General features: G+C 67.5%; 22 protein-coding genes. 14 read left to right on the forward strand and 8 right to left on the reverse strand.

The features are described 5' to 3' along the window. Window positions 1–107 precede the first annotated feature (107 nt). Complete coding sequence (locus tag ACYJSS_RS15120) at window positions 108–356, forward strand: PA4570 family protein (RefSeq protein ID WP_111259735.1); 249 nt, start codon at window positions 108–110, stop codon at window positions 354–356. 136 nt (window positions 357–492) lie between these two features. Here ACYJSS_RS15120 and ACYJSS_RS15125 read toward each other — a convergent pair whose 3' ends face one another. The 5 genes from ACYJSS_RS15125 to ACYJSS_RS15145 form a co-directional block, all read right to left on the reverse strand. Next, window positions 493–1110, reverse strand: coding sequence for an FKBP-type peptidyl-prolyl cis-trans isomerase (locus ACYJSS_RS15125; protein WP_111259734.1), 618 nt, complete (start codon window positions 1108–1110; stop codon window positions 493–495). A 74-nt stretch (window positions 1111–1184) separates the two neighbouring features. After that, complete coding sequence (locus ACYJSS_RS15130) at window positions 1185–1490, reverse strand: DUF6482 family protein (protein ID WP_111259733.1); 306 nt, start codon at window positions 1488–1490, stop codon at window positions 1185–1187. 132 nt (window positions 1491–1622) lie between these two features. After that, window positions 1623–2117 (reverse strand): TIGR00645 family protein, encoded by a 495-nt coding sequence (locus tag ACYJSS_RS15135; RefSeq protein ID WP_111259732.1) that lies wholly within the window; start codon window positions 2115–2117, stop codon window positions 1623–1625. Window positions 2118–2312: 195 nt separating this feature from the next. Beyond that, window positions 2313–2654, reverse strand: a complete 342-nt coding sequence (locus ACYJSS_RS15140) for a PA4575 family protein (protein ID WP_111259731.1) — start codon at window positions 2652–2654, stop codon at window positions 2313–2315. 211 nt (window positions 2655–2865) lie between these two features. Then, window positions 2866–5379: a Lon protease family protein gene (locus ACYJSS_RS15145; RefSeq protein ID WP_111259730.1), complete on the reverse strand. Its 2514-nt coding sequence runs from the start codon at window positions 5377–5379 to the stop codon at window positions 2866–2868. 265 nt (window positions 5380–5644) lie between these two features. On the opposite strand from ACYJSS_RS15145, the gene ACYJSS_RS15150 reads away from it, so the two are divergent. After that, on the forward strand, window positions 5645–7450 hold the full coding sequence (locus tag ACYJSS_RS15150; RefSeq protein ID WP_236204793.1) for an Lnb N-terminal periplasmic domain-containing protein: 1806 nt from the start codon (window positions 5645–5647) through the stop codon (window positions 7448–7450). On the opposite strand, the gene ACYJSS_RS15155 is transcribed toward ACYJSS_RS15150, so the two are convergent. From ACYJSS_RS15155 to ACYJSS_RS15165, 3 genes are all read right to left on the reverse strand, one after another. Continuing rightward, window positions 7444–8367 carry an SMI1/KNR4 family protein gene (locus ACYJSS_RS15155; protein ID WP_236204766.1) on the reverse strand — a complete coding sequence of 308 codons (924 nt, stop codon included), beginning with the start codon at window positions 8365–8367 and terminating at the stop codon, window positions 7444–7446. The two genes, ACYJSS_RS15150 and ACYJSS_RS15155, sit on opposite strands and share 7 nt — an antisense overlap. A 311-nt stretch (window positions 8368–8678) precedes the next feature. Beyond that, complete coding sequence (gene rtcR, locus ACYJSS_RS15160; protein WP_111259727.1) at window positions 8679–10283, reverse strand: RNA repair transcriptional activator RtcR; 1605 nt, start codon at window positions 10281–10283, stop codon at window positions 8679–8681. 2 nt (window positions 10284–10285) lie between these two features. Then, window positions 10286–10894 carry a YiiX family permuted papain-like enzyme gene (locus ACYJSS_RS15165; RefSeq protein WP_236204767.1) on the reverse strand — a complete coding sequence of 203 codons (609 nt, stop codon included), beginning with the start codon at window positions 10892–10894 and terminating at the stop codon, window positions 10286–10288. A 241-nt stretch (window positions 10895–11135) separates the two neighbouring features. Here ACYJSS_RS15165 and ACYJSS_RS15170 point away from each other — a divergent pair, with 241 nt between their 5' ends. The 12 genes from ACYJSS_RS15170 to ACYJSS_RS15225 all read left to right on the forward strand — a co-directional run bounded on the left by ACYJSS_RS15170 (window position 11136) and on the right by ACYJSS_RS15225 (window position 24568). Then, a complete protein-coding gene (locus ACYJSS_RS15170; protein WP_236204768.1) occupies window positions 11136–12686 on the forward strand; it encodes a vWA domain-containing protein in 1551 nt (516 codons plus the stop codon). Window positions 12687–13487: 801 nt separating this feature from the next. After that, entirely contained in the window at window positions 13488–14711 is a 1224-nt protein-coding gene (locus tag ACYJSS_RS15175; RefSeq protein WP_236204769.1) for an RtcB family protein, read from the forward strand. Between the two features lie 55 nt (window positions 14712–14766). After that, the gene (locus tag ACYJSS_RS15180) at window positions 14767–15345 is read left to right on the forward strand and encodes a hypothetical protein (protein WP_236204770.1); all 579 of its coding nucleotides are present in this window, start codon (window positions 14767–14769) and stop codon (window positions 15343–15345) included. 21 nt (window positions 15346–15366) lie between these two features. Further along, window positions 15367–16164 (forward strand): nucleotidyltransferase domain-containing protein, encoded by a 798-nt coding sequence (locus ACYJSS_RS15185; protein ID WP_111259721.1) that lies wholly within the window; start codon window positions 15367–15369, stop codon window positions 16162–16164. A 29-nt stretch (window positions 16165–16193) separates the two neighbouring features. Beyond that, complete coding sequence (locus ACYJSS_RS15190) at window positions 16194–17105, forward strand: hypothetical protein (RefSeq protein WP_236204771.1); 912 nt, start codon at window positions 16194–16196, stop codon at window positions 17103–17105. Window positions 17106–17152: 47 nt separating this feature from the next. After that, window positions 17153–18532: a hypothetical protein gene (locus tag ACYJSS_RS15195; protein WP_236204772.1), complete on the forward strand. Its 1380-nt coding sequence runs from the start codon at window positions 17153–17155 to the stop codon at window positions 18530–18532. Window positions 18533–18561: 29 nt separating this feature from the next. Beyond that, on the forward strand, window positions 18562–19425 hold the full coding sequence (locus ACYJSS_RS15200) for a hypothetical protein (RefSeq protein WP_236204773.1): 864 nt from the start codon (window positions 18562–18564) through the stop codon (window positions 19423–19425). A gap of 15 nt (window positions 19426–19440) precedes the next feature. After that, the gene (gene rtcA / locus ACYJSS_RS15205; RefSeq protein WP_236204774.1) at window positions 19441–20466 is read left to right on the forward strand and encodes an RNA 3'-terminal phosphate cyclase; all 1026 of its coding nucleotides are present in this window, start codon (window positions 19441–19443) and stop codon (window positions 20464–20466) included. A 113-nt stretch (window positions 20467–20579) separates the two neighbouring features. Next, window positions 20580–20951 carry a hypothetical protein gene (locus tag ACYJSS_RS15210; RefSeq protein ID WP_236204775.1) on the forward strand — a complete coding sequence of 124 codons (372 nt, stop codon included), beginning with the start codon at window positions 20580–20582 and terminating at the stop codon, window positions 20949–20951. Between the two features lie 874 nt (window positions 20952–21825). Next, window positions 21826–22665 (forward strand): sugar phosphate isomerase/epimerase family protein, encoded by an 840-nt coding sequence (locus ACYJSS_RS15215; RefSeq protein WP_236204776.1) that lies wholly within the window; start codon window positions 21826–21828, stop codon window positions 22663–22665. Window positions 22666–22679: 14 nt separating this feature from the next. Beyond that, window positions 22680–23732: an isopenicillin N synthase family dioxygenase gene (locus ACYJSS_RS15220; protein ID WP_236204777.1), complete on the forward strand. Its 1053-nt coding sequence runs from the start codon at window positions 22680–22682 to the stop codon at window positions 23730–23732. Between the two features lie 35 nt (window positions 23733–23767). Then, entirely contained in the window at window positions 23768–24568 is an 801-nt protein-coding gene (locus ACYJSS_RS15225; protein ID WP_111259713.1) for an ABC transporter substrate-binding protein, read from the forward strand. The last annotated feature ends 47 nt before the right edge of the window (window positions 24569–24615 follow it).

The raw sequence follows: 24615 nt of genomic DNA on the forward strand, positions 1-24615 counted from the left end.
GCAACGGCGTGACCTGGATCAAGCAGACGACGAAAGGCGGCGATTGCCTCTTGTTATTTTGATAATAGGAATTATTCTCATCTCACTGCTTTTCAAGGAGATGAGCCATGACCTACCTGATCGATGCCTGGCTGGATCGCCCGCACCCCTACCTGCGCATCCTCCACCGTGAAACCGGCGAAGTGTGCGCCATCCTCGAAGAAGACGCGCTCGACGAGTTGCGTGACCAGGGGGACCTCGACCTTGCCGGCCTGACATCCAGCGAGCCGGTGATACTCAAGGAACTGGTGCGCAGCTTGTTCCTCTTCTGCTATGCACGGGCCCTGCGTCCGCACAACGAGATCCAGCTGCACTGAAGGGTTCGGATGACGCAGGACGCGTCGTCCGCATGGCCAGCGCCCCGGGGCGCCAGCCGTGCGAGCGGAGGCAGAGGCGCCTCCGCCGGTTTCCGGGCCGTCAGGGATGACGCGCCCGGCGATCACTCCGAAAGGCTCAGAGGATTTCCAGCAGCTCCACGTCGAACACCAGCACGCTGTGCGGCGGGATGCTGCCGACGCCCTGGGCGCCATAGGCCAGCTCGCTGGGCACGTGCAGGCGCCACTTGCTGCCGGCGTTCATCAGCTGCAGGGCCTCGACCCAGCCGGCGATCACGCCGCCCACCGGGAATTCGGCCGGCTCGCCACGGTTGTAGGAGCTGTCGAACACGGTGCCGTCGATCAGGGTGCCGTGGTAATGGGTGCGCACGGTGTCTTCGGCGGAAGGCTTGGCACCCTCCCCCGCGACCAGCACTTCGTACTGCAGGCCGGACGGCAGCTGGGTGACGCCCTCGCGCTTGGCGTTCTCCACCAGGTAGGCACGACCTTCGCCGGCGGCAGCATCGGCCTTGGCCTGGGCTTCGGCATGCATGCGCTCGCGGATGACCTTGAAGGAGGCGGACAACGCGGCACCGTCGACACGGCTCTCGATGCCGGCGAAGGCATCGCGCAGGCCGGCGACGACAGCGTCGATGCTCACGCCGGGCGGGGGATTGTCACGGATCTGGTCGCCCAGTTGGCGGCCGATACCGTAGCTGACACGGGTTTCATCGGTGGAAAATTCGAGTTCGGACATGGCCGGGGCTCCGCTCCGGAAAAAAAGGCCGGCCAGACTAGCACAGCCCCCTTCCCGGCCCTATCCCCCCGCCGTCAGTGCCGGGCGCCCATCGACAACGGCACCCGCAGCGCACCGCGATCATCCGGTGCGATGCCGCACATCTCGTCATGCACCGAGGCGTGCACCAGGTAGAACGGCATGCGCGGCAACTCATGCAGCAGCCCCCGTGCGTGCTCCACCGAGCGCAGCTGCATCGCATGGCCACGGCCATCGTCCAGGGTGTGGCAACGCCCCTCGATATGGGCCTGCAACAGGTAGATGCCCCCCTCCATGGAGATCAGGTCGAGCCCATCCACATGCCCGGCGCGGGCTTCGCTGGAAAGTGTCTGCAGGTTCATGGCTTCACCTCGGCGGGGTCTGTACAGGGAAAAGTTAAATACAGTTTCCGTACAGGATCAAAACCGCCGGGCAGAAACACGACCGCCCGCGAGCGGGACGCTGACGGGCGGTCAGGTGCAACGGCGAGGCGATCAGTGATCGTGCTTGGTCATCTTGTCCAGGTAACCCATGGCGAACGCCGAAATCACGAAGGTCATGTGCAGGACCACGTACCACATGATCTTGGTGTTATCGATGTTCTGCGCATCCATGAACACCCGCAGCAGGTGGATCGAGGAGATCGCCACGATGGACGCGGCCACCTTCATCTTCAGCGAGCCGGAGTCCATCTTGCCCAGCCAGCTGAGCTTCTCCTTGCCCTCGTCTATGTCCAGCTGGGAGACGAAGTTCTCGTAGCCCGAGATCATCACCATCACCAGCAGGCCGCCCACCAGCGACATGTCGATCAGCGACAGGAGCACCAGGATCAACTCCGCCTCGGTCTTCTCGAAGACGTGCGGAAGGACGTGATAGACCTCCTGGAAGAACTTCAGCGACAGCGCCAGCAGCGCCAGGGACAGGCCGAAGTAGATGGGCGCCAGCAACCAGCGCGCCGCATACATCGAGTTTTCCAATAAGCGTTCCATGAAACCTCGCATCCAGAGTCAAAACTGGCGGCGAGTATAGCGAGCACATTCCTACAGAAAAACAGGCGCGCAATGCCTCGAAATATCCCCAGGATCTGTGGATAACCCTGTGAATTGTCTTGGGAAGGATGGCGCTGCCCAGCGTTCGCCGGGGCTCGCCGCAGGCTGCGCAAAAGCCGCTCGGCCAATGCCCGCTCAGGTCTCCGGCCGGGACAGGAACGAGCCCAGGCTGCGAGGGCGCTCACCGTTGAGCCGACGTAGCTCACCCTGTACATGGAGGCGCCAGATCAACGGATCCTCGCATGCGCAGTAGCCCAGCTCGGCCAGGCAGGAAGCAATCGCCGAGAGCACCGACTCCGCGACGAAAGGCCCGTGGAATGGGCCCTGCGCCTTGATCGCCGATGGCTGCGCGCCCGAAATCCCGGCAGCGCAGATAAGTGTCCAGAGTCCATTCCCTCCGGCCAGCGGCAGAATCACGCACTCGATGCGGGTGACCATGCCCAGGCATTGACGGGTGAGGCAGAGGTTGCGGGACATGACGACGTTCCTCGCGAAGACCTTGGGCCAGCCTACACCTGACAGGAGCCGTGGGAAAGCGAGGAAATCTTATCCACGCCGGCTGTGGATAAGCCTGTGGATGCCATGGTGAAAAGTCTGTCGGACCAGCGCCAGCGCTGAGCGGCTCTGCGCCGCTCAATGACTGACCAGCCACAGCGCCCGCGCGGCGCCGTGACCGGTCATCGCCTGGTCAGGCCGGGCCCTGGACCTTGTCGCCGGGCGGGGTCTTCTTGCCCGGCTCCTTCTTCGGTCCCTTGCGTGGCGGCTTGGCCGGTGCCGGCGCCTTCTCCAGGGCGGCGGCCACCTCCTTGGCGGCGTCGGGCTTCTCTTCCTCCTCCATGCCCATCTCGGCGATCTCGCGCAGGCGCTCGACCACCCGGGCGTTGACGCTGCCCTTGGGGAAACGGCCCTTCTCGTCCGGGCTGCCGGCATCCTCGCCCACCAGGAGGCTCAACGCCTCATCGGCCTGACGCACCGCGTAGACATGGAACTGGCCGTTGCGCACGGCCTGCAGCACGCGTTCGTCCAGCATCAGCGTGGCGACGTTGGCCTGCGGGATGATCACCCCCTGCTCACCGGTCAACCCGCGCGCTTCGCAGAGGCGGAAGAAGCCCTCGATCTTCTCGTTGACCCCACCGACCGCCTGCACCTCGCCGAACTGGTTGATCGAACCGGTGATGGCGAAGCACTGCTTGAGCGGCGTGCGCGACAGCGCGGAGATCAGGGTGCAGACCTCGCCCAGAGAGGCGCTGTCGCCGTCGACGTAGCCATAGGACTGCTCCAGCGCGATGCTCGCCGAGATCTCCAGCGGGAATTCCTGGGCATAGCGGCTGCCCAGGTAACCAGTGAGGATCATCACGCCCTTGGAGTGGATCGGCTGGCCGAGGTTGACCTCGCGCTCGATGTCGACGATGCCCGAGCCACCCGGGTACACGGTGGCGGAAATCCGCGCCGGCACGCCGAACGCCGAGTCGCCCACCTCCAGCACCGTAAGGCCGTTGCACTTGCCCACCGCTGCGCCGTCGGTGTCGATGAGGATGATCCCCGCCAGCATGTCGTCGAGGATGCGGGCCGACACCCGGCCGGTGCGCGTGGCCTTGGATTTCAGCGCACGCTCGATGTGCTCGGCGTCGGTCACCTTCTCGCCGGCCAGCTGGCGCACGAAATCCGCCTCGCTGAGCAGCTGGAACAGATCGCCGATCTTCGCCGAGAGGCGCTTCTGGTTTTCCGCCAGGCGCGCACTATAGGTGGCCAGGCGCGCCACGGCAGCAGCGGAGAGCGGCGCCATGCCCTCTTCCGAAGTGCGGGTCTTGAGCAACTGGGCGAACTGTTCGAGGGTCTCTTCCGACAGCGGGATCTCCTCGTCGAAGTCCACCAGCACGCGGAACATCTCCTGGAAGTCCGGATCCAGGTCCTGCAGCGTGTAATACAGCTGGCGCGAACCGATGATCACCACCTTCAGCTGCAACGGAATCACCTGCGGCGTCAGGGTCACGGTGGCCAGGCGCCCCAGCTCGGCCAGGGGCGACTCCATCTTCAGCTGGCGCGAATGCAGTGCGCGCTTGAGCGCGTCCCAGACGAAGGGCTCGCTCAGCAGCTTCTCCGCCTCCAGCACCAGGAAACCGCCGTTGGCGCGGTGCAGCGCCCCCGGGCGCAGCTGGCGGTAGCTGGTGTAGAGCGCGCCCTGGTCGGTGCCGTACTCGATGCGGCCGAACAGGTTGTCGTAGGTCGGGTGCGACTCGAAGACCACCGGCGCCCCACCGCTGGCCGGGTTGCCGACCACCAGGCTCGGGCAGTACTGCTCCTCGAGCATCTCGCGGCGCTGCAGGTCCGGCTTGTCGTCGAGCATCTGGTCGACCACGGTCTTCAGCAGGTTCACCTGCATGGCCTGCAGGTAGGCGATCACCCCGGCGTTCTCCGCGTACTTCTCGGAAAGCGGCGCCAGCAGCGGCTGCAGGGCCTGGGTGATGGTCTCCTCGTTGAGCTGGCGCAGCAGGTTGCTGGACTCGCGCTTCCACTGCGGCAGGCTGGCCAGCTCCTCGTTGAGGCGCTCCTCCAGGCTGGAGATGTCCTCGTGGAAACGCTCGCGCTCGGCTTCGGGCAACTGGGCGAAGTCGGCCTCGTCCAGCGCCTTGCCATCCTTCATCGGGGTGAAGGCGATGTTGGCGCTGTCCCGGTAGAGCGCGACGTCCTTCTCCAGCGCCAGGCGCTCGATCACATCCAGGGCGCGGTCGTAGCGCTGGTTGAAGCCACGGTCGATGGCGCTCTTCTTCTGCTGGAAGGTCGGCGTCTCGAACACCGCCGGGAAGGTCGCCAGGAGGTTATCCACAAGCTGGCCGATATCGGTACTGAAGGCGCTCGCCTCGCCGGGCGGCAATTGCAGGGCGCGCGGCTCGCGCGGCTCGTCGAAGTTGTTGACGTAGACCCAGTCCATCGGCGTGGCCAGGCGCTTGCCCTCGGCCTTGAGGTAGCGCTGCACGAAGGAGAAGCGACCGGTACCGGGCTCCCCCATCACGTAGACGTTGTAGCCCGGGCGCGGCATGGCGACGCCGAACTGCAGGGCCTCCACCGCGCGCTCCTGGCCGAGCACGCCACGGAAGGGTTCGAGATCGTCGGTGGTGGCAAAGGCGAACTGCGTGGAGTCGAAGGGGCGGGTCAGCGCATCGGGCGCCAGGCGCAGGGAGGCGACGAGAGGATCGGGCATCGGAAATCCTTATTGGCGACGCGGAAACATGGCCGCATTCTGGCGCCGCCTTCGTCCGCGTTGCAAGGCGTTCCGCCCTTGGCGGAGCGCGGCGCGAGGCGCTTCGCAAAAGCGTGCGAGGGCTTGCGCAATCGCCCTTTCTGACCTTGCTTGACACCTGTGGCGGGCATCGCCAAAGCTCGCCCATCCCACTCCAAGGCGAAAGCGAGCAGCGCTGTTGAAACGGACCTTCTCCCTCCTGGCCCTCTGTACCTGCACGCACCTGATGGCGGCCCCCGCCATCCCCCCGCAAACCCTGCAGCGCCTGGCCGAAGACCCGTACTGGATCGCCCTCGGCCACTACGAAACCGGCAAGCTCGGCGGCTGGCGCAGCTACGTCGACGACGAGCGCTTCTTCCTCGCCGAGACGGGCGACAGCGACCCGGCGGCCGAACTCACCGCCACGCTCGCGGCCCTGTACCAGGACGCCAGCCTCGGCGACCGCCACCCGCAATGCCGCTACCCGGCGCGCACCCGCTGGCTGCGCGAACGGCTGCAGCTCACCGACCTGCCGGCCCCTGCCTGCAGCGAATTCGCCAGCTGGTACCGCGACATCAACCCCCACAGCACGGTGCTGATCTTCCCCGCGGCCTACCTCAACAGCCCCTCGTCCATGTTCGGCCACACCCTGCTGCGCATCGACCAGCCCGACGTACAGGAGAACAACACCGCCCTGCTCAGCTACGCCCTCAACTTCGGCGCCTTCATCGAGGGCGCCGACAACAGCATCCTCTATGCCTGGAAGGGCCTGATGGGCGGCTACCCCGGGCTCTTCGCCCTGGTGCCCTACCGCGACAAGCTCAAGGAATACAGCCGCCTGGAGAACCGCGACCTCTGGGAGTACCGCCTCAACCTCAGCGCAGAGGAAACCGGGCGCATGGTCGAGCACGTATGGGAGCTGCGCCAGGTCCGCTTCGACTACTTCTTCTTCGACGAGAACTGCTCCTACCGCCTGCTGGAACTGCTGGAGATCGCCCGCCCCGGCATCGAGCTCACCGGGCAGTTCCCGCTGACCGCCATCCCCACCGACACCGTGCGTGCCATCAAGGATGCCGGGCTGGTGGAGCGGATCGACTACCGCCCCTCGCGGGAAAAGGAACTGATGGCCCGCGCGGCGCCGCTGGACAGCGACGAGCAGGATTGGGTCCTGCGCCTGGCCGACGACGAGAGCCTGCTGGACGACCCGGCCTTCCGCGCGCTACCCGCACCGCGCCGCGCGCAGGTCCAGGACGCCGCCTTCCGCCTGGAGCGCTACCGCTCCACCGGCGAGGAGCGCAGCGGCGCACGGGCGCAGCGCAGCTTCCAGCTGCTGCGGGCGATCAACCAGAACCCGCCGCCCGCCCTGCAGGCCGAGCGCCCGCCGCTGCCCGAGGAAGGCCACGAATCACGCACCTGGCAACTGGGGCTCGGCAGCCGCGAGGACCGCGCCTTCGCCGAGTACGGCCTGCGCATGGCCTACCACGACCTCAACGACAACCTCGCCGGCTTCCCCCTCGGCGCGCAGATCGAGATCCTCCAGCTCAAGCTGCGCCAGTACGAGCAGAACCACTGGCAACTGCAGCAGCTGGATTTCGCCACCATCCGCTCGCTGACCCCGCGCACCCAGCTGCTGCAGCCCTGGTCCTGGCAGGTGGCCGGAGGCCTGGAGCGGGTGCCTGGCAAGGATGGCGACGAGACGCTGGTGAGCCACCTCAACGGTGGCGTGGGCGGCAGCTGGCAATGGGGGGACGACACCCTCTACTACGCCCTGGCCACCGCCCGCGTGGAACACAACCCGGACTTCGGCGCCTTCGTCGCCGGGGCCGCCGGCTTCGACACCGGGCTGCTGTGGCGCAACGGCCTGGGCACCCTCAGCCTGGAGGCGGCCGGCGACTACTTCCACAACGGCGAGGTGCGCCGGCGCCTGTCACTCAACCAGCAATGGGAACTGAGCACCGACCTGGGCCTGCGCCTCTCTGCCGAACGCTCGTTCAGCCAGCTCGGCGGCAACGACAACCAGGTGATGCTGCAGCTACGCTGGTACCACTACTGATTGAGGTAGCGCTCAGCGATGCCGCGCCCGGCGAACCAGGCCACCACGGCCTCGCGCTTGAGCAGGCGGGCGTAGACCGGCGCATTCACCCCGCCACGGATAGGCTGCCCAAGCTCGACACCCGCGCCTTCCAGGCGCGCCAGCAACGCCTGGTCGTCGTGCTCGACCGCATGCTCCAGAGCCAGGCGCTGCAAGGCCGGCTCGGCCAATAGCCGGCCGTCTTCCAGCGCACCACGCCAGTCCTGCACCCGGGCGCTCATCCCCGCCCGCAGCCGCTGCGCCAGCCCGGCATCCTCGTCGGCCAGCGGGTCCAGCGCCTCGTCCAGCTCCAGGCCGGTGCCTTCGGCGCCCTCGGCAAAGGGGTCGCTGTAATACACCAGCTGGGCGAACAGCCCCTCCAGATCGTCCGCCACCCGGGCGAAGGAATCCTCGTGCAGGCGCATGGGCCAGGCCGGCGGCAGCCCCTGGCTCCAGGCATAGACAGCACCGAAATTGTCACCCGGCTCGATACGGACATAAATGCGCTCCAGGTACTCGAAGCCGCCCACGGGCAGGAACGCCAGGCGCCCGTCCCACTCACGGCCCTCCTCCTCGGCGAACGCCCGAGCGCCCTCCTCCTCGTGCTCGACCCAGCCCCACAGGTCGTGGTAGCCGTCACTGCCGGGGAAGAACAGCTCGCTCAGGGAAAAGGCATGCAGGTGCCCCTGATAGTCCACCTGGAAGTCGTAATCGAGGCGGCCGCCAAAGGCGACACGCCACAGCCGCACCAGGGTCGGCGGCAGCGGGCGACCCAGGCGCTGCTCCACCTCGGCCAGCTCGGCATCGGTGATCGGCGGCCGCGCCTGGTGGATGATGCGCCCGGCGAAGGGCGCCAGCCCGTGGTGGCGCAGGCGTTGCAGTTCGTCGTGGGTGAACATCAGCCCCGCCCTCCCGGCTGCATGCGCGCAACCAGAACCGGGCCGATGCCCCGCAACGGGTCCAATGCGCGCGAGGGGTAAACGCAGGGTTCTCCCACCGCGCAACAGGTGCGCAGCGGCTCGGAGGATTGGATAAGGCTCATGGGCGGTCCTTGCTCGGCAGGGTTGCGAAAGGCGCAAAGGATAGCCGAGCCCAACTGAAGTCGCGCCCGCACATGCATCCCCACCGAATGGGCATGACCGCTGCGTAGGGTGGAGGTCGCCTTTTACCTCCACCGAGCGGAGTCGAGCCCGTACGGCAACCCAGCCCCTCAGCCGCCCGCCAGGTCCTTCCACTCCAACCCGAACCGCCCCAGGTACTTGCGCAACCGGTCCGCATCATTGGGCTGCGCCTTGGCCCGGCGCGAGACGTCGTAGAGCAGCCGCCCCGCCTCGGACAGGCTGCTCGCCTCGCGGCACACCGCGACCACCGCCGCCAACTGCAGGCGGTCGAAGCGGTCCAGCTCCACCACCCGCTCGCCGAGCAGCCTCGCCAGGCCGTCATCCGCCTGCCCCTGGGCGCCCCAGGCGTAGCGCAGGCGGTCGATCTCCTCCTGCACCAGCGCCTCGTCGATGCGGCCGCTGTCGGCCAGGGTCGCCATGCGCGTGATCGAGGCCGACAGCTCGCGGAAGTTGCCCGCCCAGCGCGCCTCCCCCGAGCAGGCAAAGGCCAGGTAGCGGCGCCGCGCCTCGGCGTTGAAGCGCACCATGCGCCCCTGCTCGCGGGCGTGGCGCTCCAGTTCGAAATCGATGTTCGGCTCGATGTCCTCGCGGCGCCCGGCCAGGCCCGGCAGCTCGAAGGTCCAGAGGTTGATGCGGGCATAAAGGTCTTCGCGGAACAGCCCCTCGGCCACCCGCGTGCGCAGGTCGCGGTGGGTGCCGGCGATCAGCAGGAAGTCGCTTTCCACTTCGCGGTCCGCCCCCATGGGGAAGAAGCGCTTCTCCTCGATCGCCTTGAGCAGCATGGCCTGCTCGTCCAGGCCCAGCTCGCCGATCTCGTCGAGGAACAGCATGCCGCCGTCCGCCGCCCGCAGCAGGCCGTCGCGGGCGTTCTGCGCGCCGGTGAAGGCGCCCTTGATATGGCCGAACAGCGCCGACATCGCGCCGTCGCCGCGCAAGGTCGCGCAGTTCACCTCGACGAAGCGGCCCTTGATCTGGTGGCGCGCATCCTTCAGCTCGAAGATGCGCCGCGCCAGGAACGACTTGCCCGCCCCGGTCGGCCCCACCAGCAGCATCGGTGCGCGGGAGCGCAGCGCCACCCGCTCGATCTGCTCGATGCTGCGGTTGAACGCCATGTTGCGCGTGGCGATGCCGGACTTGAGCAACGCCAGGCTCTCCAGTTGCTCGCGCTGGAAACGCGAGGCGATACGGTCGTAGCGCGACAGGTCCAGGTCGATCAGCGAGTGGGTGCCGATGGCGTGGCGGTCCTCGTCGCGACGCCGGGCCGGCGAGGTCTGCACCAGGCGCGCCGGCAGGTAGCGCGCCTCGGTCAGCAGGAACCAGCAGATCTGCGCCACGTGGGTGCCCGTGGTGATGTGCACCAGGTAGTCCTCGCGCTCGGTGTCGAAGCGGTAGGCGCTGACGAAGTCATGCAGCGCGCCATACACCTCCTCGAAGTCCCAGGGGTTGCGCAGCGGCATCTCGTGCAACACCACCTCGGTCTGCGGCGAAACCTGCTCCACATCGCCCTTGATGCGCTGGGCCAGCCCCAGGTCGCGGGCGTCGCTGCCGTGGATCAGCTCCAGCCGGTCCACCAGCAGGTCCGGCTGCTGGCACAGGCCGACACTGGGGCGCCATTTGTTCCAGCGCTCGGCGCCCTTGCCCATGCGGTCCAGGGTCGCGCCGACGAAGCCGATGGCGACGGTCTTGCGGGCCATGCTCACTCCTGCGCCACGGTGACCAGCAGCGGCGACTCGAAGATCGCCACCGGCGAGATCACGGTCTCATCCAGCGGGACGGCCTGGCCGTAGCGCTCGCGCATCTTCGCCTTCACCACCGGCGAACTGAGGTCGAAATCGCGGATGCGCTGCAGCTCGCCCAGGCGCAGGCCGAGGGTGCGCTCGTAGAGCTTCCACACCAGCTCCGAGCAATACAGGCGCGCGTCGTTCCACTCGAAGGCCAGGTCATAGCGTCTTCCACGCATGCCCTCCGCCAGCTCGCGCATCTGCACCAGCGCATCGCGGGTCAGCAGCTCGTCGGCACGGGCCAGGCGCTTGATCACGTAATGGCCGCCCTCGCCCCGGGCGATCCAGTGCTGCAGCGGCACGTACTGCACCTTCGCCCCCGCCTCGAACACCTGCAGCGTGCCGTTGCGCGCCAGCACCAGCCCCATGTGGCTGTAGCGCGAGTGGGTGGCCTGCTGCACCGCCAGGCTCTGCGCCGAGCGCGACTGGTGGAAGATGATGTCGCCCTCCTGCACCTCGGGCAGCGGCACCGCCCGGGCCAGGCCGGCGAGCAGGCTGAAGATGAGAAATAGTGAAAAGCGCATGGCATGTCCTTGTCGAGGGCGCATCAGTGAAGGCAAGTTTATCCAAAAATATAAATTCGTATATCCATGAATATGAATATCCCTGAAGACTGCCACCATGAAAATCCCTGGATTCAACGGACATAAAAATTAATTACCTATAAATCAATCAGTTAAAAATTAATTTCGATCGAAAGAAGGAAACTGGCACGGCGCTCGCTATATCCCTGTCAACGAAAGGACAACAGAGCGAGACGCCACCATGGCCAACACCGCACTCTTCAACACCCAGGCAGCCAGCCTGCCGCAGGTGGATACGTACAACCGCAGCAAGGCCGGTGCCTACGCCCTGCAACCGAAGCACAAGCTGGCCCAGCTGGCGATGACCGGTTGCCTGAACCAGACCTTCTACGCCGACGCTCCAGAGCAACTGGCCGAGGTGCTGGAACTGGTGGCCCAGCTGGACGCGGCCTTCGTGGCCAAGACCGCCGTGTACGCCCGCCGTGCCGGCCACATGAAGGACATGCCGGCCCTGCTGGTGGCCGCCCTGGCGGCGCAACGTTCCTCCCTGCTGCCGGCGGTTTTCGGCCAGGTGGTGGACAACGGCAAGATGCTGCGCAACGTCGTGCAGATCCTGCGCAGCGGCGTGACTGGTCGCAAATCGCTCGGTACGCAGCCCAAGCGCCTGGTGCAGGCGTGGCTGAACACCGCCAGCGAGCGCCAGCTGCTGCAGGCCGCGATCGGCAACCAGCCGTCCCTGGCGGACGTGCTGAAGATGGTCCACCCGAAACCGAGCGAGGCCTGGCGTGAAGCCTTCTTCGCCTGGGTACTCGGCAAGCCGGCGGATGCCGACGCGCTGCCGCCGCTGACCCGCGCCCTGCTGGCCTTCCGCAGCGGCGCCAGCGACGAGCTGCCGGACGTGCCCTTCCAGTTGCTGGGCGACCGTCAGCTGAGCGCCGCGCAATGGCTGGAACAGGCACAGCGCATGGGCTGGCAGGCCCTGCGGATGAACCTCAACACCCTGGCGCGCCACGGTGTGTTCCAGTTGCCCGGCGCGGCCTATACGGTTGCCGCGCGGCTGGCGGACCGGGAAGCAGTGGCCAAGTCACGGGTCTACCCGTACCAGTCGCTGACCGCCTACACGATGGCCGGCAACGACGTACCGGGACCGGTGCGCGAGGCGCTGCAGGACGCCCTGGAACAGTCGCTGGCCAACGTGCCGGCGCTGAGCGGCAACGTGGTGGTGTGCCCGGACGTGTCCGGCTCCATGCAGAGCCCGGCCACCGGCTACCGCCCGGGCGCCACCAGCACGGTGCGCTGCATCGACGTAGCGGCCCTCATGGCTGCGGCGGTGCTGCGCAAGCAGCCGGCGGCGCGGGTGATGCCGTTCGAGAACCATGTGGTGGACGTGCGCCTCAACCCGCGTGACAGCGTGATGAGCAACGCACAGAAACTCGCGTCGATCGGCGGCGGTGGCACCAACTGCTCGGCACCGCTGGCGCAGTTGGTGAAGGAGAAGGCCAAGGTGGACACACTGATCCTGGTTTCGGACAACGAATCCTGGATCGACGCCAAACGGCGCGGCGCCACCGAAACCATGCTCCAGTGGCAGCAGCTGAAGCGGCTGAACCCGAAGGCGAAGATGGTCTGCATCGACATCCAGCCCTACGGCACCACCCAGGCGCAGGAGCAGCAGGACATCCTCAACGTCGGCGGTTTCGGCGATGCGGTATTCGATGTGATCGCCCAGTTCGCCAGTGGCGAATACGGCGCGCGGCACTGGGTCGAGCTGATCGAGGCGACCGAGCTGTAGCGATACGGAGTAATCAAGGGCCCCGCAATGGGGCGGGGCCCGCAATGCGTTGAAGCGCGAGACGGCGAATGCAGCCGGGACTCCATCACCGATGTCCCTGCACACCCTTGTCACCGTAGCGCGCGGCACGAATGCAGGTGGCTGTACATCGGTTGAGCCGGTTCGATTCCGGCCCGCGGCAACGCGGAACAGTCACCTTCCCTTGTCGTGCCACGTTGAGTTTTGCGACGAATGCCGGTGGAACTACACCCTTCCACGGTCGAGATGCGGGTTCGAATCCCGTCGGCTCCAATACTGCGGGGCCGTAGTTCAACGGTAGAACACGAAAACGTTTCACCACCTTTTGTCGTCGCACTGTTTCACCACGGCCCACACGGGCGCCTCAAAAACGTAGGCGAGGCCGCCAGCGCAAGGCAAAAACAGGCGAAAAAGCGCAGTTTACGCGGCGTAAATGAGCATTTTGAGCCTGTTTTTAACGCCGCGATGGCAACGCAGGTAGTTTTTGAGGTGTCCGCAAGGGTCGGCAGCGAATGCAATGGGCATTACATGTGTCGCGGGTTCGAGCCCCGCCCCGGCAACGGGTAGCTCAGTTGGTAGAGCAATTCATGTCCACATCCCTTGTCGCTGCACCACGGCCGCCCAGGCGGCCAACCGAATTTGCCCGGCGAATGCCGGTGGAACTACAGGACGTCGTGGTTGCGGGTTCGACTCCCGCCGGCTCTTCGGGGCCGTAGCTCAATCGGATAGAGCGCGATGCCGTTTCACCCGACTTGTCGCCGTTTTGAAAGGAAAGAAGGAACCATGGAAAAGCACTACAACCTGCTGGAAGTCACCAACGGCAAGCCGATCAAGCTCTGGACCCAGGGCGTACCGGTGGAGGAGGACGCGCGCAAGCAACTGATCAACACCGCGAAGATGCCCTTCATCTTCAAGCACCTGGCCGTGATGCCGGACGTGCACCTGGGCAAGGGGTCGACCATCGGCAGCGTGATCCCCACCGTCGGCGCCATCATCCCGGCCGCCGTGGGTGTGGACATCGGTTGCGGAATGATCGCCGCGCGCACCTCGCTGACCGCCTCCGACCTGCCGGATAACCTGGCGGGCCTGCGTAGCGCCATCGAGAAGGCCGTGCCCCACGGTCGTAGCCCCGCTCGCGGTGGTCGGGACAAGGGCGCCTGGGAAGACGTGCCGGAGCTGGCGGACCACGCCTGGTCGGCCCTGGCCGGGCGCTTCAAGGTGATCACCGACAAGTACCCGCGCCTGGAGAAGACCAACAACCGCAAGCACCTGGGAACCCTGGGAACCGGCAACCACTTCATCGAGGTCTGCCTGGACGAGGCCCAGCGCGTCTGGTTCATGCTCCACAGCGGATCGCGCGGTGTGGGTAACGCCATCGGCAGCCTGTTCATCGAACTGGCCCAGGCCGATATGCGCCAGCACATCGCCAACCTGCCGGACCGCGACCTGGCCTACTTCGAAGAAGGCAGCCAGCACTTCGACGACTACGTGGAGGCCGTGGGCTGGGCCCAGGACTTCGCCAAGCAGAACCGCGCATTGATGATGCACGCCGTGATCGCCGCGGCGCGCCAGGTGATCACCAAACCCTTCGAGGCCAACCTGGAGGCGGTGAACTGCCACCACAACTACGTGCAGAAGGAGCAGCACTTCGGCCAGGAGGTCCTGGTGACCCGCAAGGGTGCGGTATCGGCACAGAAGGGCCAGCTGGGGATCATCCCTGGCTCCATGGGCGCGCGCAGCTTCATCGTGCGCGGCCTGGGTAACGAGGAGGCGTTCTGCTCCTGCAGCCACGGCGCCGGCCGCACCATGAGCCGCACCAAGGCGAAGAAGCTGTTCACCGTGGACGACCAGATCCGCGCCACCGCCCATGTGGAATGCCGCAAGGACGAGGACGTGATCGACGAGATCCCCATGGCCTACAAGGACATCGACGCCGTGATGCATGCCCAGCGCGAGCTGGTGGAAGTGGTGCACACCCTGCGCCAGGTGGTCTGTGTCAAAGGATGAAGAACGATCGGCGTTGCCCTCGCCAACGCCTTTCGACCCTGATGGAGAGCGACTGATGCTGCAGAAACTGGAAAGCCGCCGGGTGACGGAACTCCAGGCCCGCCTCGACGAAGCCGGCAGCGTCTTCGACTTCGTCGTGCTGGGCCTGGATGTGACCGCCCGCCCCGGCGAGGCCGAGCACAAGGATGCGCTGCGGGTGCTGTTCGAAGGCATCCGCGAACGCTCCCAGGCATGGCGCCGCAAACTGGTGGAACAACACCCGCAATACGCCAACCAACCCTGGCCGGAGCTGATCCCGGACCTGGCGCGGGCCCACCCGCAGGCCCTGGATGCCGCGCGCATCGAGGACCTGGCCCGGGACGACGGGCCGCTGTACCGGGCCCTGGTCGGCCCGCCCTACGGCACCACGCTGCAGGTGGAGGACTTCCGCGAATGGCGCAAGGTCCTGCGCCTGCACGCCGATGAGGGGATGCAGGTGCTGGACTGGGTCGGCAACGCCGACCGCGAGCCCCAGCGCAGCACCTGGAGCCGCTACTTCGATGACGGCAAGGAATGGTGGGGCATCTGGTGCCTCACCCTGTACAACCCGAGACGACGAACACTCAGCGCGCTGGCCGCCAGCGCCACCGATTGAAGCAGTAAGGGAACAAACGCAATGACCAGCGACCACCGCCATCCCCTCCCCGCCGCCATGCGCGAGCGGGTGCTGGAGGAACTGCAACGGGTCGAGCGCGAGCGCAACGTCACCGTGCTCTACGCCTGCGAATCCGGCAGCCGCGCCTGGGGCTTCGCCTCCAGCGACAGCGACTACGACGTGCGCTTCGTCTACGTCGAGCAGCCCGACTGGTACCTGCAGGTACGCGAGCCGCGCGACGTGATCGAGCGCCCGCTGGACGACGAGCTGGATGTGAGCGGCTGGGAGCTGCGCAAGGCCCTGCGCCTGCTGCGCAACTCCAACCCCACGCTGCTGGAGTGGCTCGACTCGCCCCTGGTCTACCGCCAGGACGACGCCGCCACCGCCCGCCTGCGCGAACTGGCCGAAGCCTTCTGGTCGCCCCGGGCCGTGCGCCATCACTACCTGTCCATGGCCAAGAAGAACTTCCGTGGTTACCTGCAAGGCGACGAGGTGCGTTTCAAGAAGTACCTCTACGTCCTGCGCCCGCTGTTGGCGGTACGCTGGCTCGACCAGGGCCGTGGCCGCCCGCCGATGCCCTTCGAGGACCTGCTGGTGACCCTGGATGACCCGACGCTGCTGGCGGAGATCGACGAGCTGCTGCAGCTCAAGCGTGCCGCCACCGAAGCCACCCACGGCCCGCGCCGCGAGGTGCTGCACGCCTTCATCGAGGCCCAGCTGGCCAGCGCCGGCGACGCCCCGCAACTGCCGCGCGGCCAGGGGGACGACGCCCTGCTGGATGAATTCATGCGTCACTGCGTGCACACCCACGCCACCTGAGGCCATCGCATCAATGGAGAACCGCTGAAATGGACTTCAAACCCTTCACCGGCCTGCTGCTCCTGGGCCTGACCAGCGGCCTCGCCGCCCAGGAGCGCCAGGTGCTGGACACCCTGCCCCTGGACTCGGCGACGGCCTACGAGCTGTCACTGCCCGCCTGCACCACCGCGCCCTGCACGTTCGAGCTGCGCCTGTTGCAAGACGGCCGCCCACTCGGCGCCACGGTGGCGCTGCCCTGGGCAGCGACAGTGGCACCAGCCAGCCAGGCAGCGCCCGATCCCCTGTACGGCGCCGGCACGCCCCTGGGGGCTGGCACAGCGCCCAGGGTGTGGATAACCGGCGAGGAAGAGGGGCAGGTCAGCGCAGCCGCTCGCCTGCTGCGGCTGGCGGATGGCACACCCGCGTTGCTGGTCAGCCAGATGGGCGGCTTCGAACACACCAAGCGCCACCACGCCCTGTACCTCGCCACGCCCCAGGGCCCGCACCTGGCCTGGTCCCACGACGAAGCCCAAGGGCCGAACCAGAGCTGGGTGCTGGCACCCACGGGCGACGGCCCGGTGCTGCTGGTGCACGAGGGTGCCGCCGCGATCGACGCAGCGGACCGCCTGGAGACGCGCAGCCTGACCTGGCACCCGGATCGCACGGCCTTCACCGAGGCGATGGCACCGCCCTCACCGGCCCTGCGCGCCGTGGTCGCCGAACGCCACTCCAGCGCCATGGCCGCCCAGGCCGCCCGGGACCAGCAGGATGGCTGCCTGGCAGCCTACGCAGTCATCGATACCGGCGCGCCGGCAGCGGCCCGCTACGCCCTGGCACAGGTGGCGGAAAGCGACGCCGAAGCCCAGGCGGAAACCACTCGCCTACACACGTGCGCAGCGACCCTGCGCCCGGAGACCGTGCCGCTGGCACAGCTATCGACCACGCCCGCACCGACGCAGTAAGCCGGCGGGAAGCGGATGGGGCCTGATCCCCCTCCAAGGAGAACCCAATGAACACCACACAGTGGCTCGCCCATTGGCGGGACCAACTCCGCGTGAAGCAGGCAGCCGGCGAATACACCGACTGGCTGCGCTACCGGCTGGACGAGGCCGAAACCGTACTGGCCAATGGGACCGTCATCACGGCCCGCGAATTGCCGCTGCAACGCAACGGCTTCATCCGCGAGGGCGTGCTGCGTCGCCAGCTGGAGCGCGAGGATGAATCCGCCCTCGCCTACTGCCTCGTCTGCCTGAACGACCCGGTGGCGACCCTGCGCGAACTGGCCCGGGCCGAACTGGAGCGCCGGCAACCCAACGCCACGGCCGAAAGCCTGCTGGACAACCTCGACCTGCTGCTGGACCTGCAGCGCAAGCAGCGCGCCGACCACAGCGTGGCCCTCGAGCGCATCCGCGCGCGCCTGCGCGAGCCCGCCCTGCGAGGCAACGTGCGGGCGGCATTGCCAGGCCTGCGCGGCCAGGAAGCCCGCTTCGTCTTCGACGCCCTGGCAAACGAAGAACAGCCGGATGCCGAGCTGATCGACAAGGCCCTGGTGCACTCCGATCCGGCATTGCGTGCCCGGGTCATGGACAGGCTAGGCCGCCTGCCGGCGGAATCCGCCGCACCGCTCTGGCGGCTGGCCCTCTCGGACCGCAACGGCCGCCTGCGCGCCAGGGCGCTGTACGCGCTGATCAAGGCCGAGCCCAATGCACCGGAACTGCACGGCTGGCTGGAGGCGGCCCTGCTGGACGTCTCGCCATCGGTGCGCGACCTGGCCCGCTGGGCCGCGCCGCGCCACGGCGTCGATGCGGCGGCCGTGGTACGCCGGGCGCTGGTGCTGGTCCCGGAGGACAGGGCGCGCTGGCACGGCGTGCTCGGCCAGGCCGCCGAGCTGCGTATGGATGAGGCCGTGCCCCTGGCCCGCCAGGCGCTCGCCTCGCCCTTGCCGTCGGTCCGCCGCAGAGGCTTGCAGGTGCTGGTGGAACGGGTTCCGGAGCAGGCCGGCGATGCCTGCCTCGCCTTGCTGGATGACAGCGCGCCGGGTGTGGTCGTCGAAGCGCTGCAGGCCCTGGAGCGCCTGTGCCACCCGGCGTTCGAACCGGCACTCCGGGCCGCGATGACACGCCTTGCCGCAACCGACATGGCGGGCAGTCTTCGCCTCAGCCGGATGCTCCCTGCCCACACCCAGCTGGAGGCACTGCTGGACGGGCTCTGCGAGACGCCGCACGCATCGCGCGAACCCTGGTTGCAGGCGCTGCGCGCCTGGCGCCACGGGCAGAGAAGGCGCGTCAACTGGACCAGCACGACCCTCCTCAAGGCCCGACTGGAGAGCCTGCGCGGCAAGCAGTTGATGCCGGAGGAAGAACTGTCGGCGCTGATGAGGGCGCTGTAGCGAACCATGAACAAGGACGACCAGGACACATGACCAACAAGACCAAGGGCCCGGCAAGAACCCCCGCCAGGTGCAGCCTGCAGGCCTGGTTCGCCCGCCGCGCGCCGGTAGCGGTGCTGCTGCGCCGTGGCCCCAGCGATTGGGTGCGGATGATCCGCTGGGATCTGAGGGACGACAGCTTCGAGGCTGGCCAGTGGTTCCGCGGCGCCATCGCCACGGAGCAATGCGACCTGTCGGAAGATGGCGAGCTGTTCCTTTACCTCGCTCGGCGCGAGGGACGACGCTACTGGCCCGAGGATTACGGCCCTGTCTGGACAGCTATCGGCCGACCACCCCACTTCACCGCACTGGCGCTGTGGACTCACTCCGGATACGAGGGCGGTGGCGTTTTCAAAGATGTTCGCCAGGTAACGCTGAACATTGCCCAGCCTCGTGAGCGTCGAGCAGGCTCCGAACTGCCGTTGCTGGTGGAATCGAGCGGACGCTTTTCCAGTTGGGCACAGGCCTGTCTGCGCAGAGGCTGGCAGGCTCCAGATCGACCAGACGGAGCGGAAGCCAACCACAATTGGCAGGCCCAAACGCGCCTGATCAAGCAGCAGGACGAACTCATGCTGGTCTGGCAGAAACACCGGGCGCCTCGGTATCAGTGGCGGAATCACTTCACCTTGTGGAGAAACGGCGATCCCACCGCGCTCGGGGATGCCGACTTCGTCGACTTCGACAGCAGCGGCCGCCTGGTGATGGGGCGACAAGGTCAGGTACTGGTATGTCCACGCCCCATAGAAAGCCTCGAATGGACGCAACTGGCTGACTTCTCCGGCGAGCACCCGGAACCCGTACAACCGACTGAAATGGCCATGACCTGGCCAACCGCCCCAGGCGGAAGCAACTGATTGGAACACCGAACCATGAACACGGATCTTCTCGAACTCGACGGCGCCATCGGCGGTGGCCAGATCCTGCGCAGCGCGCTGAGCCTGTCGATGATCAGCGGGCGCGCCTTCCGCATCCGCAATATCCGCGCGAAGCGCAGCCGACCGGGCCTGTTGCGCCAGCACCTGACGGCCGTGCTGGCGGCGGCCGAGATCAGCGGCGCCGAGGTGGAGGGCGCGGAGCTGGGCTCGCAGACGCTGCGCTTCACGCCGGGCCCCCTTGGCGCGGGTGACTACCGCTTCGCCATCGGCAGCGCGGGCAGCTGCACCCTGGTGCTGCAGACCCTGCTGCCGGCGCTGCTGTTCGCCGACGGACCGAGCACGCTGGAAGTCAGCGGCGGCACCCACAACCCGCTGGCGCCGCCGATGGACTTTCTCCAGCGCGCCTGGCTGCCATTGCTGCGCCGCATGGGCGCCGAGGTGGAGCTGGAGCTGCTGCGCCATGGCTTCATGCAGGCCGGGGGCGGGGTGGTGCGGTTGCGCATGGCGCCCGGCGAACTGCGCCCGCTGCACCTGGAACCGCCGGGGGCCGTACTGAAGCGCCAGGCCCGTGCGCTGCTGGCCGGGGTGCCCGGGCATGTCGGCGAGCGCGAGCTGCAGCGGGTGGCAAAGCGCCTGGGCTGGCGTGACGACGAGCTGTGCCTGCAGTTCATCGACAATGACCAGGGGCCGGGCAACGCGCTGCTGCTGGAGTTCGCCTGCGAGACGCTGACCGAGGTGTTCTGCGCCTTCGGCCAGCCCCGCGTCGGGGCCGAACGGGTCGCCGACCTGGCGGTGGACGAGGCCCGCACCTGGCTGGCCAGCGGCGCAGCCGTGGGTGAACACCTCTCGGACCAGTTGCTGCTGCCCATGGCGCTGGCCGGCGGCGGGAGCTTCAGCGCCCCGGTGCTCAGCGAGCACCTTATGAGCAACATCGAGGTGATCCAGCAATTCCTTCCCGTCCGTTGTCAGATCAGGAGCGAGCGGCAGGATTTCCACGACATCGCCATCACGGCGGTTTGACGAATCCACGACATCCTCCCGCCGATACTTGCGCCAGGCCGCCCCGATCCGGGTGGCCGCTGCAATGAAATCCGCGCATGTGCGCCCAGCCAACGGGCGTACGGGAGTCGAACATGGCGTCATTCCGCGCCGCCCTTGCCATCCCCCTCTTCCTCGGCGCCGCCCTGCTGGCAGGCTGCGAGAGCACCCACCAGCACCTGATAGCCGAGGGCTACCCACCCGCCTTCGCCGACGGTTTCAGTGACGGCTGCAGCAGCGGGCGCCAGGCGGCGGGTGTGATCACCGGCGCCTTCCGCAAGGACGTGCCGCGCTACCTCAAGGAGCGCACCTACGCCGAAGGCTGGGGCGACGGTTTCGAGCAGTGCAAGGAGCAGGTGCGCAGCGAAGAGCTGCGCGAGTTCCACGAGCAGATCTCCAGGGACCGCGACGAGGACTGGGAGCGCGACAAGCGCCGGGCCATGGATCGTGCCCTGACCGGGCATTGAGCCGACGTATCGCCCCGCCAAGGGAGCCCGCCAGCCAACGCGGCAATCCCTGTAGGGGTGATTTCAATGGCGCTGTCTGTGTTGAGTGCTGCTGGAAGATTTCGAGTTCAGGTGATTGCCGAGCTTTGCTGATGGTTTCTGTTTCGCCTCGCCGGGCGAGTCCCTTTTCCAATCGCTGGAACGCCAGCCCGGTGAAAAGGAACCAAAAAACGTGCCCCTGCATACGGCCCGACTATGTCGGGTTCCCTCGCTCCATCATCGGCCTCCTGAAAGGGGCGTTTGGCCGCTGCTCCAACGTCGAAGCCCACGACTTCACATTGATGTGCGCATCACCACTGGGTGCGCACTGCGGCTGGCGGCCTTCGTAGGATGGCGTAGAGCGAAGCGAAACCCATGCGGTGGGCGTGATAGGGAGCCAACCGGAAGCACCGTGCTTGAGGCTTCGCATCGAGTGCACGACAGCTAGCGCAGACCGAGCCATCGATCCCCCGTTCGCGCAGCCCGCCGCCATTCTTTCGGCTCCCCTGTTAGTTTCGGATTTCCTGAACTAAGTATTTGGCCTTTCCTATTCTTTCGCGGTCCGCGCGCGCCACAGAATCGCCCATCGCGCCGCAGAGCGCGCGGCCCTCCCCGGGCCACCCGTGAATCCTTTGACTGCCCAAGCCCGCCACAGCCGTGGCGTAACCACAAGAAAGGGTCGGCCCAGCCGCCCCGACCGAGCTTGTCAGAGGACCGCCCCATGCGCCGTGCATCACGCCCCCGCCCGTTGCATCTCCCCCTACCGGCTCCGCTGACGACAATCGCCTGACCGCCCGGCACGCCTGCCGCGCCCGTCGGCCTGCGTGCCGGGTGCGTCCCCGACCGGGATACGCCCATGCGACTCGAACTCTTCCGCACCCTCTGGGGCTACACTGCGCCCCGCGCCCAGGCCCTGGAGGAACTGCGCGCCGCCGGCTTCGACGGCATGGAGGCGCGCCTGCCGCTGGACGCCGCCGAGCGCCGCGCCTTCGCCGGCCTGCTGCGCGACAACCAGCTGGCCTACATCTGCACCCTGTTCACCGCCTACGACGTGCTGCCGAAGCAGGCCGCACAGCCCGACGAGCACCTGGAGGACCTGGCCCGCAAGCTGGACCTGGCCGCCGAGCTGCAGCCGCGTTTCGTCAACCTGCTGGCGGGCAACGACCGCTGGCCGCTGGCGATGCAGGTGGACTTCTTCGGCCGCGCCCTGGAGGTCGCCGCCGGCCAGGGCCTGGCCTGCTGCTTCGAGACCCATCGCGCCCGCTCGCTGTTCAACCCCTGGGTCACCCTGGAGCTGATCCGCCAACTGCCGGAGCTGCGCTTCACCAGCGACATCAGCCACTGGGTGGTGGCCTGCGAGCGCCTGCTGGACGACCCCGAGGACGACCTCGGCCCCTTCGTCGAGCGTGTGCACCACATCCAGGCGCGGGTCGGCTACGACCAGGGGCCGCAGGTGCCCCATCCCGCCGCTCCCGAATACGCCGCCGCGCTGGACTTCCACGAGCGCCACTGGGAGGCGGTGTGGCGATCGCAGCAGGCACGCGGCTACGCCGTGACCACGCTGACGCCGGAGTTCGGCGCGGACGGTTATCTGCATCACCTGCCCTTCACCAACATGCCGGTCGCCGACCTCTGGTCCCTCAACCAGTGGATCGGCCAGCGCCAGCGCCAGCACTTCCAACGCCTCTTCGGCTGACACGGAGCCACGACATGCACGCACAGGACACGGCCAGCAGTGCCTTCACCTCGATCCCGGTCATCGACATCGCCGGGCTGTTCAGCGAACGCCTGGAAGACCGCCAGGCGGTGGCGCAGGCCCTGGGCAAGGCGGCCCGCGAGGTGGGTTTCCTCTATATCCGCAACCACGGCATCGCCGCGGCACGCATCGACGGCCTGCGCCAGGCCGCACGGGACTACTTCGCCCAACCGCTGGACGCGAAGATGCGCCACTACATCGGCACCTCCGAGAGCCACAAGGGCTTCGTGCCCGAAGGCGAGGAGGTCTACTCCAAGGGCAAGCCGGACCACAAGGAAGCCTTCGACATCGGCTACGAGGTCAGCCGCGACGACCCGCTGTTCCTCGCCGGCACCCCGCTGCTGGGGCCCAACGACTGGCCGGGCGTTCCCGGCTTCAAGGACGCGGTGCAGGCCTACTACGCCGACGTCTTCGCCCTCGGCCGCAGGCTGTTCCAGGGCTTCGCCCTGGCCCTCGGGCTGCCGGAGGACTACTTCGACGCCATGGTCAGCCGCCCGCCGTCCAAGCTGCGCCTGATCCACTACCCCTTCGACAACGCCGCCCAGGACGCCCCGGGCATCGGCGCCCACACCGACTACGAGTGCTTCACCATCCTGCTCGCCGACAAGCCGGGCCTGGAGGTGATGAACGAGGACGGTGCCTGGATCGACGCGCCGCCCCTGGATGGGGCCTTCGTGGTGAACATCGGCGACATGCTGGAGGTGATGACCGCCGGCGCCTTCGTCGCCACCTCGCACCGGGTGCGCAGCGTGCGCGAGGAGCGCTACTCCTTCCCGCTGTTCTACGCCTGCGACTTCCACACCCAGATCCGCCCGCTGCCGCAATTCGCCGGTGACGGCGCCCAGGCCTACGAGGAGATCGCCATCGGCGAGCACATGTGGGCCCAGGCCTTGCAGACGTACCAGTACCTGCGCCGGCGCGTCGAAGCCGGCGAGATCGCCTTGCCGGAGCGGGCGCGCAAGCCCTCCAGCTTCGGCCACCTGAAGAACCAGATGCAGCCGTCCTGAGCCGCACACATCCGCTGACCAGAGGAGCACCACCCATGAAGCCTTCCACCGCCCTGCGTTCCACCGCCCTCGCCGCCGCGCTGCTGGCCGCCGGCCTTGCCCAGGCCGACGTCGGCGTCGCCACCCCCGGCCAGCTCAAGGTCGGCATGGACATCACCTACCCGCCCTTCGAGTCCTACGAGGGCGACAAGGTGGTGGGGTCCGACCCGGACCTGGCGCAAGCCCTGGCCAAGCAGTTGAAGCTGGACGTCGCCTACGTCAACACCAAGTTCGCCGGGCTGATCCTCGGCCTCAATGCCCGCCACTTCGACACGGTGATCTCCGGCATGTACATCACCCCGGAACGCACCGCCCAGGCGCTGGCCATCCCCTACGCGCAGACCGGCGCCTCGATCCTGGTCAAGGCCGACGCCGAGGCCAGGCCGCAGACCCCGGAAGAGCTGTGCGGCCTCAAGGTCGGCCTGCAGCAGGGCACCACCTGGGTCACCCAGCTGCAGGAGCTGTCCTCCAGCTACTGCACCGCCAACGGCAAGGGCGCCATCACCGTCAGCGAGTACCCCTCCGCCCCCGAGGCCACCCAGGCGATGATCTCCGGCCACATCCAGGCCCAGGTGGAGATCGCCGGTGCGGCGAAGCAGATCGCCGAGCGCTCGCGCCAGCGCGTGGTGGTCAGCACCCCGGGGCTGATCTACAAGCAGACCCTCGGCATCTATGTGCAGAAGGACAACAAGGCGCTGCACGATGCCCTGCTCACGGCCCTAGCCGGCGCCAAGGCCAGCGGCGAGTACGCCGCGATGCTGAGCAAGTACAGCCTCGAGGCCCCCGCCGCCAATTGAGAGTGACGGCGGCGCCGCGCCAGGGCGCCGCCCCGTTTCCCGCTACA

The sequence above is a fragment of the Pseudomonas sp. No.21 genome (assembly GCF_054558415.1).